Annotated in this window: 13 protein-coding genes; 6 read left to right on the top strand and 7 right to left on the bottom strand. The window is 66.8% G+C overall.

Annotated features, from left to right (window positions below; genetic code table 11):
* Positions 1–54 precede the first annotated feature (54 nt).
* Both ACZ50J_RS05360 and sodN read left to right on the top strand, forming a co-directional pair.
* Entirely contained in the window at positions 55–483 is a 429-nt protein-coding gene (locus tag ACZ50J_RS05360; RefSeq protein WP_464300236.1) for a VOC family protein, read from the top strand.
* 193 nt (positions 484–676) lie between these two features.
* Positions 677–1,081, top strand: a complete 405-nt coding sequence (gene sodN, locus ACZ50J_RS05355; RefSeq protein ID WP_464300235.1) for a superoxide dismutase, Ni — start codon at positions 677–679, stop codon at positions 1,079–1,081.
* Positions 1,082–1,305: 224 nt separating this feature from the next.
* Here sodN and ACZ50J_RS05350 read toward each other — a convergent pair whose 3' ends face one another.
* The 3 genes from ACZ50J_RS05350 to ACZ50J_RS05340 all read right to left on the bottom strand — a co-directional run bounded on the left by ACZ50J_RS05350 (position 1,306) and on the right by ACZ50J_RS05340 (position 3,117).
* Complete coding sequence (locus ACZ50J_RS05350; RefSeq protein ID WP_464300234.1) at positions 1,306–1,866, bottom strand: COG4315 family predicted lipoprotein; 561 nt, start codon at positions 1,864–1,866, stop codon at positions 1,306–1,308.
* Between the two features lie 61 nt (positions 1,867–1,927).
* The gene (locus tag ACZ50J_RS05345) at positions 1,928–2,611 is read right to left on the bottom strand and encodes an anti-sigma factor family protein (RefSeq protein ID WP_464300233.1); all 684 of its coding nucleotides are present in this window, start codon (positions 2,609–2,611) and stop codon (positions 1,928–1,930) included.
* Positions 2,608–3,117 carry a sigma-70 family RNA polymerase sigma factor gene (locus ACZ50J_RS05340; RefSeq protein WP_464300232.1) on the bottom strand — a complete coding sequence of 170 codons (510 nt, stop codon included), beginning with the start codon at positions 3,115–3,117 and terminating at the stop codon, positions 2,608–2,610. The genes ACZ50J_RS05345 and ACZ50J_RS05340 overlap by 4 nt, the downstream gene beginning before the upstream one ends.
* A gap of 80 nt (positions 3,118–3,197) precedes the next feature.
* On the opposite strand from ACZ50J_RS05340, the gene ACZ50J_RS05335 reads away from it, so the two are divergent.
* Positions 3,198–3,668 carry a DUF2231 domain-containing protein gene (locus ACZ50J_RS05335; protein ID WP_464300231.1) on the top strand — a complete coding sequence of 157 codons (471 nt, stop codon included), beginning with the start codon at positions 3,198–3,200 and terminating at the stop codon, positions 3,666–3,668.
* 370 nt (positions 3,669–4,038) lie between these two features.
* Here ACZ50J_RS05335 and ACZ50J_RS05330 read toward each other — a convergent pair whose 3' ends face one another.
* From ACZ50J_RS05330 to ACZ50J_RS05315, 4 genes are all read right to left on the bottom strand, one after another.
* The gene (locus tag ACZ50J_RS05330) at positions 4,039–6,813 is read right to left on the bottom strand and encodes an FAD-binding and (Fe-S)-binding domain-containing protein (protein WP_464301316.1); all 2,775 of its coding nucleotides are present in this window, start codon (positions 6,811–6,813) and stop codon (positions 4,039–4,041) included.
* A 130-nt stretch (positions 6,814–6,943) separates the two neighbouring features.
* Positions 6,944–8,524, bottom strand: a complete 1,581-nt coding sequence (locus ACZ50J_RS05325; protein WP_464300230.1) for a GMC family oxidoreductase — start codon at positions 8,522–8,524, stop codon at positions 6,944–6,946.
* A gap of 7 nt (positions 8,525–8,531) precedes the next feature.
* On the bottom strand, positions 8,532–9,029 hold the full coding sequence (locus ACZ50J_RS05320; protein ID WP_464300229.1) for a hypothetical protein: 498 nt from the start codon (positions 9,027–9,029) through the stop codon (positions 8,532–8,534).
* A gap of 139 nt (positions 9,030–9,168) precedes the next feature.
* Positions 9,169–9,954 carry an IclR family transcriptional regulator gene (locus tag ACZ50J_RS05315; RefSeq protein WP_464300228.1) on the bottom strand — a complete coding sequence of 262 codons (786 nt, stop codon included), beginning with the start codon at positions 9,952–9,954 and terminating at the stop codon, positions 9,169–9,171.
* Positions 9,955–10,141: 187 nt separating this feature from the next.
* On the opposite strand from ACZ50J_RS05315, the gene ACZ50J_RS05310 reads away from it, so the two are divergent.
* From ACZ50J_RS05310 to mctP, 3 genes are all read left to right on the top strand, one after another.
* Complete coding sequence (locus ACZ50J_RS05310) at positions 10,142–10,462, top strand: putative quinol monooxygenase (protein ID WP_464301315.1); 321 nt, start codon at positions 10,142–10,144, stop codon at positions 10,460–10,462.
* A gap of 221 nt (positions 10,463–10,683) precedes the next feature.
* Positions 10,684–10,956, top strand: a complete 273-nt coding sequence (locus ACZ50J_RS05305; protein ID WP_464300227.1) for a DUF3311 domain-containing protein — start codon at positions 10,684–10,686, stop codon at positions 10,954–10,956.
* A 2-nt stretch (positions 10,957–10,958) separates the two neighbouring features.
* Positions 10,959–12,677 carry a monocarboxylate uptake permease MctP gene (mctP, locus tag ACZ50J_RS05300; protein ID WP_464300226.1) on the top strand — a complete coding sequence of 573 codons (1,719 nt, stop codon included), beginning with the start codon at positions 10,959–10,961 and terminating at the stop codon, positions 12,675–12,677.
* Positions 12,678–12,784: the final 107 nt, after the last annotated feature.

The raw sequence follows: 12,784 nt of genomic DNA, 5'->3' as shown, positions 1-12,784 counted from the left end.
TCGAGGTCCCGCTCCGCCCAGTGACCGTCGGTGTGCACTGCTTGACTGAGCCGCATGGAAGCCAGAGTCAGTTTCATCACCCTCGCCGTTGCCGATCTCTCGCGGACCCGCGCCTTCTACGTCGACGGGCTCGGCTGGCAGCCGGCGTTCGAGGACGGCGAAGAGGTGATCATGATCCAGATCGCCGAGCACCTGGTGCTGTCGCTCTGGCAGGTCAATGCATTCGCCGAGGAGGTCGGTGGACGGCCGTCTTCCGGCATACCTCCGCTGACGTTGGCGCACAACACCGTCGATCGCGCCACCGTCGACTCGGTGCTGGCCGACGCGGCCGCCGCCGGCGCCGAGGTGACCGCCGCGCAGGATCGCGTCTGGGGTGGCTACTCCGGCTACTTCGCCGACCCGGACGGTTTCCGCTGGGAAATCTGCTGGAACCCCGGCGAGATCGGCAAGATTGTCGTCCCCGACGTGTCCGAGGCGGGCTGACGCCGAGGAGCACGAGCCCATATGCGACGTGTTCGCATCTGACTCAGGGGGGTTCAGACCTCGGTGGCGCCCCGAGTAGGTTCGTGGTGAGGAGTCGAGGTCACGCCGCGCGGCGAACCTCCGTTGACTTCAAGCCCGCTTGAGGTGACAGGCTCCCGTCATACGTCCGATGCACCCGACGGAAGGACAACACATGCTTCGCCGAATCTTCGCCCGCACGATCGAGGTCAGCGCTCACTGCGATCTGCCGTGTGGCGTCTACGACCCCGCTCAGGCGCGGATCGAGGCCGAGTCGGTCAAGGCCATCATCGAGAAGACGGCCGAACACGCCGACGACATCGACTTCAAGATCCGTGCGGCGATCATCAAGGAGCAGCGCTCCGAGCTGGTCAAGCACCACCTGTGGGTGCTGTGGACCGACTACTTCAAGCCGCCGCACTTCGAGAAGTACCCGCAGCTGCACCAGCTGGTCAACGAGGCGACGAAGCTCGCCGGCGCCGGTGGCACCAAGGCTTCGTGGGACGTCAAGACCGCGGACGAGCTGCTCGCCAAGATCGACGAGATCGCCAAGATCTTCTGGGAGACCAAGAAGGCCTGACGTTCCGTCATACGCATGAAGAAGGCGCCGGATCCCGTTGGGGTCCGGCGCCTTTCGTATGGCGTGTGCCCCACGAAGGTCCTTGAGGAGCCCGTGAGCTTCGCCCTGAGGAGCCGCGAGGGACGAGCGAGCGTCACGAAGGGGGACGAGCAAGCGTCTCGAAAGGCGGCGCGCCTCGAGGCGGTCGCTCGTACCTCACGACCTCCTCGGCCACCTTGAGTGCGTCAGTAGGAGTAGCCGCCCTTGCCGCCGCCACCGGCGCTGGTGCTCGCGGCGGACTGTTTGACCTCCTTGCCGCTGGCGGACAGGGCCCACCACAGGCCACCGAACCCGTTGACTCCTTGCCCGCTCACGTCACCGGCCGCCTTGTCACCCGCGAAGTAGTAGAGCGGCCAACCACCGAGTGTGACCTGCTTCTTGCCGTCGGCCGTGGTGATCGTGGCGACCTTGCCGGTGATGCCCGAGGTCTTCGGGGTTCCGGTCGCCGTGACGGGTGGCCAGGCGGCAAGGCACGGTCCGGTGCACGTGCTCTTGCCGGATCCGTTGGTGTCCTTCGCGAACATGTAGACGGTGCGGCCGTCCGGGCCGGCCACCACGGATCCGAGGCTCGTCGTGGCGATGCTCAAGGTCGTCTTGCCGGACGACGCCCCGGCCGCTGCCGGCGTGGCGCCACCAGCGGACGAGGCAGGCGCCGAACTGCCTGACGATCCACTGGATCCGCATGCCGCCAGGGTGGCCATCAGCGCGGCGGCGCCGACCGCTGCCAGGCCTCGTGTCGAACGCATCATCTCTGCCTTTCTCGATTTCGGTCGTGTGCGTATGACACGAAATCGGTTGGCAGACGGTTCAATCCGGGTTCGCGGTCAGCAAAACCGTGCCGGTGGCGGTGCGGACCTGCAGGTGGGCGATCTTCGCACGCGGCACTGCGGTGGCCGCGGTCAGTTTCGCCGTCGTGCCCGGCTTCGCCGACCAGGTCGAGATCGAGGTCGCGTGCCCGGCATCGTCAACGACATACAGCCCGTAGACGGACTGGCTGCCCCACTCGCTCGAATCGGCATAGGTGCACGTCATGGACACCTCGGTCCCCCAGGCCTTGTCGTGCAGTTTCAGCGTCGCGCTCAGCGGGTTCGTGCGCGCCTGCTGCATGGCGACCGTGACACCCGGCTGGCTCGTATCGCGTTGCTGCACCCACACGGCTCCGCCGACGACGAGAACGGCCGAAGCGGCCACTGCCGCAATGAAACCCGTCCACCGACGCCTACGCCGCCTGATGCTGACCACCTCGCCCTGCGCCACGGAACGGGTCCGGGCGAGCAGGTCGGCGGGTGGCGGCTCGGCGATCTCGCCGGGGACGTCCTCGGCAGGCACCTTCCCGAGGAGTCCGGGTATGACGGCGAGCGCACCCACCGCGTCCGAACAGTCCGGGCAGTCCGCCAGGTGCTGCTCGTATGCCGCACGCTCGCCGGGCGACAGCGCACCCAGCACGTATGCCGCGTCCCATTCCGCGAACTCGTCGTGCCTGTCGGTCATCTCGTCACCCCTCTCTCCTGCAGTGCCAGTCGCAACGCGCGCATCCCGTAATGCATGCGCGACTTGATCGTCCCCGGTGGGACGCCGAGATCCTCGGCTATCTCCGCCACCGTCGCCCGACCGTAGTAGGCGCGCACCACGACCTCCCGGTGCTGCGCGCTCAGCGACGCCAGCGCGTCGACGATCATCGCGGCGTCGAAGACGGCATCGACCTGATCTCCGGCGCGTTCCTCGGGCAACACCTCGGTGGCCACCTCGCGACGATGTCGGGCCGATCTGGCCTCGTCGATCACCAGGCGTCGGGCGACGGTGAACAGCCATGCTCTGGCCGACGTCGCGCTGGTCTCGGAGTCATCGGTGATGCCTTCGCGCCAGGCACGCAGCATCGTCTCCTGCACCACGTCCTGTGCGAACGCGCGGTCGCCGGTCAGCCGAACGGCATACGCCCACAACGCATTTGCGTGATCTCGATGCAATTGGTCGAGCACGTCCGGGTCCGTGACCATCACCACCTCCGACCAAGACACGAGATCGAGCCGGAAAGGGTTCAATCGAACTCTTCCCGCTTCTGCATCGTGTCACCGGCATGCACACCGCTTATGAGGTCAACGGCCTGCCCGCACACCCGCTGCTCGTGCACGCCGTCGTCGTTCTGTTGCCGCTTGCTGCTCTCTGCACCATCCTCCACGCTGTGTGGCCTGCAGCGCGAGCCCGACTGGGGATCGTGCCGACCTTGCTGGCGGCAGTCGGCACCGCGCTCGTGCCGGTCACGGTCGCGGCAGGCCACGCGCTGGCCGACCAGCTCGGCGGCACCGCGAACAATCCGCTGTTGCGCCGGCACGAGCAACTCGCCGGACAGATCCTGCCCTGGAGCATCGCGCTCACCGTCGTGGCGCTCGGTAACTGGGTATGGCGCAGGTACGACGATCGGATAGCCGCCGGGCAGCAGCGGTGGCTGCGGTTCGTCATACCGGCCGTCGCCGTCGTCGTGTCCCTCGGCCTGGCCGTTGCCGTCATACGAGCAGGCGACGCAGGAGCCAAAGCCACCTGGCGATAAGCCACCACGCGAGCTCCTTGATGAGCTTGTGAGCTGCGCCCTGAGGAGCCCGTGAGCTGCGCCCTGAGGAGCCCGTGAGCTGCGCCCTGAGGAGCCCGTGAGCTTGCGCCCTGAGGAGCCCGTGAACTTGCGCCCTGAGGAGCCCGTGAGCTTGCGCCCTGAGGAGCCCGTGAGCTTGCGCCCTGAGGAGCCCGTGAGGAACGAGCGGGCGTCTCGAAGGGGAACGAACGAGCGTCTCGAAAGGCAGCCACGCGACCTCGAGACGTTCCCCCGCTGCGCTCCTCCACTCCTCGGCCACCACAGGCGCCGGACCTCGAGACGCTGGCTCGTGCCTCACCAGCTCCTCGGCCACCACGGGCCCGCTCGGCGTCTAGGTGTGGTCGGCGAGGACTTCGAGGATGTGTCGGTACGGGTGACCGGTGGCTCTCGTCATACCCAGCTCGCAGGTGCGGTTGGCCGAAACATATTCAGTGCCAGGCACATCCGGCATCGCGGCGATCTGCGCCGCCTCGGGAGTGGTTGCGGACGCGGTGAGTTCCGGGTGCAGCAGACCCCGGTCGCCGGCGAAGGCGCAGCAACCCCAGTCGGTCGGGACGACAACCTCGGCGGCGACGGCTTCGGCCAGCCGCACCAACGACGGGGTCGAGCCGAGCACAGTCGTCGCGCAGGTGGGGTGCACGACCAGCCGGGACAGACGTGACTGCACCGAAAGCCCCGGCAGCACCGTGGTGGCAACGAAGTCGAGTGCGTCGACAACGGTGATCGTCGGCGTCGCATCCTTGAGCAGCTTGATCAGCCCTTCGGCGCAGGAACTCGCGTCGACGACAACAGGCAACCTGCCGCCGTCCGTCGCGTCGACCAATGCGGTCAACGCCCGCTGCCGCATCTCCGCATGACCGGCGACGTAGCCCTTGGACGACCACGGCGTTCCGCAGCACAACCCGTCGACGCCCTCCGGAGTCCGCACCGAAACGCCTGCGGAGCGGCACAATTCGACCAACGCGGCAGCCGCACCCGCACCCGATGCGGCACCGAACATGGCCCCGATGCACGCCGGGAAAAGGACCGCCTCCGGACTCTCGCCGGCGACCTGAGGGCGCCTGTGACCACCGGCCGGGAGATCACCGCTGTAGAGCGGCACCCGATCGTCACCCGCGACCACCCGTGCTCCACGGGTCAACGCCTCCGGCAACGTCGCAGGTATGGCGTGAGCGGTGCTCAGGGCCGTGGACCCCGCACGCGTCACAGCCGACCAGTGCTTCGCCGCAGTCGTCCACGCGCGGTCCTCCCACCGCGAGGTGCCGCTCGCACGCAGTCTTCGCACCAGGTCACCGGTATCGATGTGCACGGGGCAGACGGTGCCGCACATCCCGTCGGCGGCGCAGGTCTGCACACCGTCGTACTCGTAGTCGGCGGACAACTCCCGCACCAGTTCGTCGTCACCAGCCCTGCGGGCCTGCTCCAGCTCCCTCCGCAGCACGATCCGCTGGCGTGGCGTGAGGGTGACCGACCGGGACGGGCAGACGGGCTCGCAATAGCCACACTCGACGCATCGATCGACCTCGTCCTCAACGGGTGGCGCAGTCTTCAGGTCCTTCAGGTGCGCCTTGGGGTCATCGGTCAGCAGGGCACCCGGGTTGAGCACACCGTGCGGGTCAGCCAGGCGCTTCACCTCTCGCATGACCGCGTAAAGCTCTGTGCCGTATTGTCTTTCGACGAACGGAGCCATGATCCTGCCGGTGCCGTGCTCCGCCTTCAGGGTCCCGCCGAGGCCCAGCACCAGGTCGACGAGGTCGGTGGTGAAGCGGTCGTACCGATCCAGCTTGGCCACGTCACCGAACTCCTCGACCAACAGGAAGTGCAGGTTGCCGTCGCGTGCGTGGCCGAAGACCACCGAGTCGTCATACGAATGCGCGGCGAAGAGTTCCGTCAGGTGCGTGCACAGCTCGCCGAGTCGCGGGACCGGAACGGCGACGTCCTCGAGCAATGCGTTCGTGCCGGTGGGGCGGGCGCCCGCCACCGCACTGAAGAGCCCCTTGCGGGTCGTCCACAGTGCAGCTCGGGCCACTCTGTCGGTCGTCATACGGACCGGCAACTGCAGGGGAAGGTCGTTCAGCGCAGGTTCGGATTGCGTTCGTAACGCTGCCAACTCGTCGTCGTCGACCGCCTGCAACTCGACCAGGATCGCCGCCTGGTCGCGCAGCTCGAGACCGGCGATCTCCCGCGGACACTTCGGATCCGCCTGCGCCACTCGCAACGACTGGACGTCCAGCAGCTCACCCGTCACGGCACCGGCGGCCACGATCTGGTCGACGCTTGCGGACGCGGTCACCAGATCGTCGAAGACGAGCAGCCCGGTCGCGGCCTTCGGCAGTACCGGAAGCGTCCGGAACACCACGGACGCGACGAAACCCAGTGTCCCCTCGCTGCCGACCAGCAGATGGCTGAGGATCTCGACCGGCTCATCGTGGTCAAGGAAGGCGTTAACGCCGTACCCCATGGTGTTCTTGATGGCGAAGAGCCGTTCGATGGTCGTGACCGATGCCGGGTTCCCCCGCACCCGGTCGCGCAGACCTGAAAGTCCTTGATACAACTCAGGTTCCCGATCACGCAGGAGCTGATCCGCATCGGCCTGAGAGGTGTCCACGACGGTCCCGGACGGCAACACGAGGACCATCGACTCGATGGTCCGGTACGAGTTGAACTCGGTCCCGCACTGCATTCCCGACGAGTTGTCCGCGACGACGCCACCGATCGTGCAGGCGACCTCGCTCGCCGGATCGGGGCCGAGGCGCCGGCCGTGGCGCGCCAGGCGCGCGTTCACCGCGCGGACGGTGACCCCCGGCTGCACGCGCACCCGCTCACCGTTGTCGAGCACCTCGACTCCGGTGAACCCGGCCCGGGTGTCGACGAGCACCTGGTCGGTCACCGCCTGCCCGGACAACGAGGTCCCGCCACTGCGGAACGTCATCGGTATGCCGAGCCGGGTGCACGCCCGCATCACCTCGGCCACCTGACCGGTATCACGTGGCACGGCGACCGCCGACGGGACGAGCAGATAGTGCGAGGCGTCGTGTGCCCGCGCGCGCAGATCGAGGGCGCGATCGAGGACCTCGATGCCCTCGGAGGCGAGTTGGACCCGCAGACGGGAAGCGTTGGCCTCATTGACACTTGACCCCGAATCGGGTTCGGGACCTCGAGACGCGGCTCGTCCCTCACCGCTCCTCGGCCGCCTCAGTGTTTGCTCTGTTCTCCTCGGCAATCGATCCACGCCTCTAGATTGCACCCTTGGCGAGCTGATCGGCGATGAACTCCGCCTGTCGGATGGCCAGGGCGACAATGGTCAGGGTCGGGTTGGCGGCTGCGCCACTGGTCATCTGCGATCCGTCCGAGACGAACAAGCCGGGCACATCGTGCGCCTGCCCGTGCGCGTCCACCACGCCGTCCTCGGGCCGGGCACTCATCCGACAGGTCCCCAGGTTGTGCGTCGAAGGGTATGGCGGAGTGTGGTGCGTGCTCTGTGCGCCGACAGCCTCGTAGACGAGATCCCCTCGGGAGTATGCGTGTTCGCGCATCGCCACATCGTTGGGGTGATCGTCGAAGTGCACGTTGGGCACGGGCAGACCCCACTGGTCCTGCTCGGCCGTGTTGAGCGTGACGCGGTTGCTCTCCTGCGGCAGATCCTCGCCGACGATCCACATGCCCGCGGTGTTGGCGTAGTTGTCGATCAGCGCGGTGAAGTCCGCGCCCCATCCACCGGGTTCGACGAAGGCGCCCATGAACGCCGGTCCCAGCGACAACGTCTCCAAGTAGTAGCCGCCGGCGAATCCGCGCGAGGTGTCGAGGCGCGCCTCGTCCGCGATAATCCCGGCCATCGTCTCGCCGCGGTACATCCGCACCGGCTTGTCGAACTTGGCATAGACCGAACCCGTCGTATGCCGCAGGTAGTTGCGCCCCACCTGCCCGGACGAGTTCGCCAGGCCGTCAGGGTGCAGCGAGGACGCGCTCATCAACAGCAGTCGAGGTGTCTCGATCGAATTGCCTGCCACACACACGACTTTCGCGTTCTGCCGGTGCAGGTTCCCATCCTTGTCGAGGTAGAGGACACCGTTGGCACGGCCCGCGGTGTCGTGGGTGATCTGCACGGCATGACTCTCGGTGCGCAGGTCCAGCTTGCCGGTGGCGAGTGCACGCGGGATCTCGCGGACGGCCGTCGACCACTTCGAGGTGTTCTTGTCGCCCTGGAAGTTGAAACCGTCCTGGATCGAGGCGGGGCGGCCGTCATACGGCTCGGCGTTGGTGGCGTACGGACCGGTCGCGTAGAACTTGTAGCCGACGGACTCTGCTCCGTTGGCGAACACCTTGTAGTTGTTGTTCGCCGGGAGCGGCGGGCGGCCGTGCCGGTGCGTCGAACCCATCGCCTGCTCCGCCGCGTCGTAGTACGGCGCCAACTCGGCGAGCGTGATGGGCCAGTCGAGCAGGTTCGCGCCCTGCACCCCGCCGTAGTAGCTCTTGATCTTGAACTCGTAGTCCTTGAAGCGTGGCGTCGCGCCCGACCAGTGCGTCGTGGAGCCGCCGACCGCCTTGACGATCCACGCCGGCAGATTCGCGAAGTCCGTTGCCACGCGCCACGATCCGGACGTCGTCCGCTTGTCCAGCCAGGCCATCTGATTGAAGGCGGCCCATTCGTCGTTCTCGTAGTCATCGGGCTTCAGGAACGGACCCGCCTCCAGCACCACGCACGGGATGCCCCGTGCCGTGAGCTCGTACGCCAGTGTGCCGCCGCCGGCGCCGGACCCGACGATGACAACGGCGCCCTCGTCATGCGCGACTTGAAATCCACTGCGCTCGCTCATGACTGACTCACGCTTCCTTCAACTGGTCATGATCTGCCACTTCGACGAATTCGCCGGGCGAGTCGTACTCCTCGATGCGCGGGTCGGGCAACCAGTCGAGGTCGTCGAAACCACGGTTCAGGTACCCGCCCTGGGAGAACGACTCACCCTCGTAGCCGAGCGCCGCCCACGCCTCGTGGTCGTCATACAGGATCGGTACGGCGACACCGCGGATGAAGCGGAAGAACTCCGCGTCGGCGATCTTCGCCAGGACGCCCGCTGCGGCCGGGTCCTCGAGCTCACTGAAGGATCCGCCGGCAGCGAGATCCAGACTTCGCAAACCGTTGCTCAACAGCGTGCAATGCCAGACGGATTCGTGCACCTGCTCAAGGATCTTGTCGGCCGTCCGTTCGTACGGACCGTCGGGGAACTGCGCGTGCGGGTATGCCGTACGCAGCAGTTTGACCAGATTGGTGCGGTCCGTCGCGTCCAGCGCGGTCTCGTCGATGTTCGGCTGCGTTGCCATCGCCACCTCCAAGTGTGATGGCGCTCACAGTAGATACCCCGCGAAGGCGTCCCCAAGCATCGTTCTCGCGAGGCGATAAGACCACCCGTGGTCTCGATACACCTCCCCCGCTCCGCTCCTCCGGCACTCGACCGACGGGTCAGGAGGTGCGGCCGGACCGGTAGTACCGGCTCACGGCGGATGCCGAACACCGCAGCTCGTGCTCGATCTCGTCACGCCGGCGCGCGATGCGCTCCTTCGGCCCGGAGACCGCGACCGACCCGACGACCCGCCCGGAGCCGCTACGCACCGCAGCCGCGCAGCACATGGCGCCGGCCTGGAATTCCTCCACCTCCCAAGCGATTCCGCGGTCGGCGACGTCGGCGAGTTGCTGCCAGAGCTCGGCGCGGGTCGTCAGCGTGCCGGGCCCGAAACGTGGCATCGGCTCCGGATCGAGGTGTCTCTCGCGCTGCTCGTCGTCCATGTCGGCGAGCAGGATCTTGCCGAGCGCGGTGGCGTGGGCCGCCTCGTGGAACCCGAAACCGATCGGCTTCAACCGCGGCGCGCTCGGCGAGTCCACGGTGTGCACGACGACGATCTGCGAGCCACGGTGGATCGCGAAGTACGCCGCCGTACCCATCCGATGGTGCAGGGCCGCGATCTCGCTGCCGACCGCGCGCGGCACGCCGATCTGCTGGTGCAGGCTGAGGGCCAGTTCGTGCAACTTGTAGCCGAGTTCGAAACGCTTCTCGGTGCGGATGTGCACCAGGTATTCGGAGTCGAGCAACTCACGCAGCAACCGGTAGACCGTCGGCAACGGCAGCTCCGTCGCGTCCGCGATCTCCTTCGCGGTGGCGCCACCGCGGGCAGCGACCAGCTCGAGGATCTGCAGTGTCCGACGGACCGAGCCGCCGCGGGCGGGAGCGCCCTCGTCGACCAGACTCATCCTTCGACTGTACGTCGCCGGGTGTCGCTCGCGCCGAGTGATCCGCGCGGTCCGCAGCGGTTGTCACGCTGTGAGAAGCGCCCTCCCCGTCACCGTGCTTGCCATGCCACAGTGGGCCGCGTGCGGCACCGCGCGACGCGGTGCCATGGAGCACGCCATACGAACCCGAGCCTGCGAGGAGACCGAGATGATCTTCATCTGCGTGAAGTGGAAAGTGAAGCCGGAGTACGCCGAGGGATGGATCGAGCTGTCGAAGTCGTTCACCGATGCCACGCGCGCCGAGCCGGGCAACCTGTTCTTCGACTGGTCACGCAGTATTGAGGACCCGAACGAGTACGTGCTGATCGAAGCGTTCAAGGATGACGCCGCCGAGGCGCATGTGACGTCGGAGCACTTCAAGACCGCGCAACGCGAATTGCCGCAGTACGTCCAGGAGACCCCGCGGGTGCGCAACGTGCAGATGGAGGGCGACCACTGGGACGAGCTCGGCGAGTTCAAGATCGACTGAGCACGGCCCGAGCGGGACGTCGAGACGTTTGCTCGTCCCTCGCAAACTCCTCGGCCACCTCGGTGTGCACCCTTCGTCTCTCGTCTGCCACCTCGGTGTGCACCCTTCGTCTCTCGTCGGGTGCGGCCGGGTATGGATCGGGCAAATCCCACCCGCAACAGTGGTCTCGGCGGTAGCTTTTTCCGGTTAGCAACGTCACCCCGACTCCGAGGTTGCACTGGATGACACAACACAAGCACCCCGACAAAGCTCCACCGGCCGACCGCCGTCTGCAGGTCCTGGCCGGCCTCGTCCTCCTCCTGCCCATGCTGGCGCTCGTGCCGGTCGGCTGGTACTCCAAGTACAGCCCGCACCTCGGCTCGTTCCCATTCTTCATCTGGTACCAGATGGCGCTCGTCTTCTTCTGCGCCCTGTGCACCTCGATCGCCTACGTGCTCGTCAAGAAGGCACGGCCGCACGTGCCGTTCGAGGCTGCCGAGAAGGGTGGTGAGTGAGTATGACGAATCTCCTTCCGACCACAGCAAATCCGTCGCATCCCGGCGGTGGGGTCAACGGTGTCGCGCTCACCGTCCTGATCGTCGTCTTCCTCATCGTCACCGTCATGGGCTTCATGGCCGCGCGCTGGCGCAAGGCGTCGTCGATGGAGTCCCTCGACGAATGGGGGCTGGGCGGCCGCAGCTTCGGCACCTGGATCACCTGGTTCCTGCTGGGCGGTGACCTCTACACGGCATACACGTTCGTCGCCGTGCCGGCGGCGATGTTCAGCGCAGGAGCCGTCGGCGGCTTCTTCGCGGTCCCCTACACGATCATCGTCTACCCGATGATCTTCTTCTTCATGTCGCGCCTGTGGTCGGTCAGTCACCGTCACGGCTACGTCACGGCGGGCGACTTCATCCGCGGCCGGTACGGCTCGCGCGAGCTGTCGCTCGCCATGTCGATCACCGGATTCGTCGCGACGCTGCCCTACATCGCGTTGCAGTTGGTCGGTATTCAGGCCGTCCTCGAGGTCGCCGGCGTCGGCGGCAAGGGCAACTGGTTCGCCAACGACGCCCCGTTGTTCGTGGCGTTCGTCGTCCTGGCGGCATACACCTACACCAGTGGCTTGCGCGCGCCGGCAATCATCGCGTTCGTCAAGGACATCCTGATCTACCTGGTGATCATCGTCGCGGTGATCTACCTGCCGAGCAAGATCGGCGGATGGGACCACATCTTCAGTGCCGCCCACGCCAAGACCGAGGTGAAGCCCCCGGCGACGAACCCGCCGAGCGCACCGTTCGCCGACCTGGTCGGCCCGAAGGCCCAATGGGCTTACGTGACACTGGCATTCGGGTCGGCGATGGCACTGTTCATGTACCCGCACTCGATCACAGCCGTGCTGTCCTCCAAGAGCCGCAACACGATTCGCAAGAACGCCTCGATCCTGCCGGCGTACTCGTTCGTGCTGGCGCTACTCGCCCTGCTGGGTTGGGTGGCGATCGCGGCCGGCACCAAGCCGATCGGGCTCAACGGCAAGCCGAACCCCCAGCTCGTCGTGCCGCAGCTGTTCGAGGACCAGTTCCCGAGCTGGTTCGCGGGAGTTGCGTTCGCAGCCATAGCGATCGGCGCCCTCGTGCCAGCAGCGATCATGTCCATCGCAGCGGCGAACACCTTCACCCGGAACATCTACAAGGAGTGGATCCGTCCCAACGCCACGGTGCAGGAGGAGGCCAAGGTCTCCAAGCTCGCGTCGCTGGTCGTGAAGATCTTCGCGTTGGTCTTCGTGCTCGCGATGGACAAGCAGAACGCCATCAACCTGCAGTTGCTCGGTGGCATCTGGATCCTGCAGACGTTCCCGGCGATCGTCATCGGTCTCTACACCCGGTGGCTGCACAAGTGGGCGCTGCTCGTCGGTTGGGCAGTCGCGATGGTCTACGGCACCTGGAAGGCGTATGACGTCGCGAGTCCGGCCACGCACCACTTCGGTGGGTCGAACTCGAAGATCCCGGTCATCGGTGAGCTCGGCTACATCGGCTTCACCGCGGTGATCCTCAATGTCGTCATCGCCGTCGTGCTGACGCTCATCCTGCGGGCGCTGAAGGTGCCCGCCGGACGGGACGAGACGGCCGTCGCGGACTACTTCGTCGAATCGGGCGATCCGCGGGTGGATGCGGACTACGACCCGACCGACCTGGCAACCAGCGACACCGTAGGCAGGGCCAAGCCGGACCCTGCCTGACGGTCACGCACCGAGAAGCGCCGACGGCGTGAGTGGATCCTGGCGATCCGTTCACGCCGTCGGCGTTCGTCGTATGGCGGGCCGGCTGCGCTCCCACGAAGGTTCGT

The organism is Flexivirga sp. G2, assembly GCF_055397625.1.
This window is presented reverse-complemented; position numbering and strand designations above follow the sequence as displayed.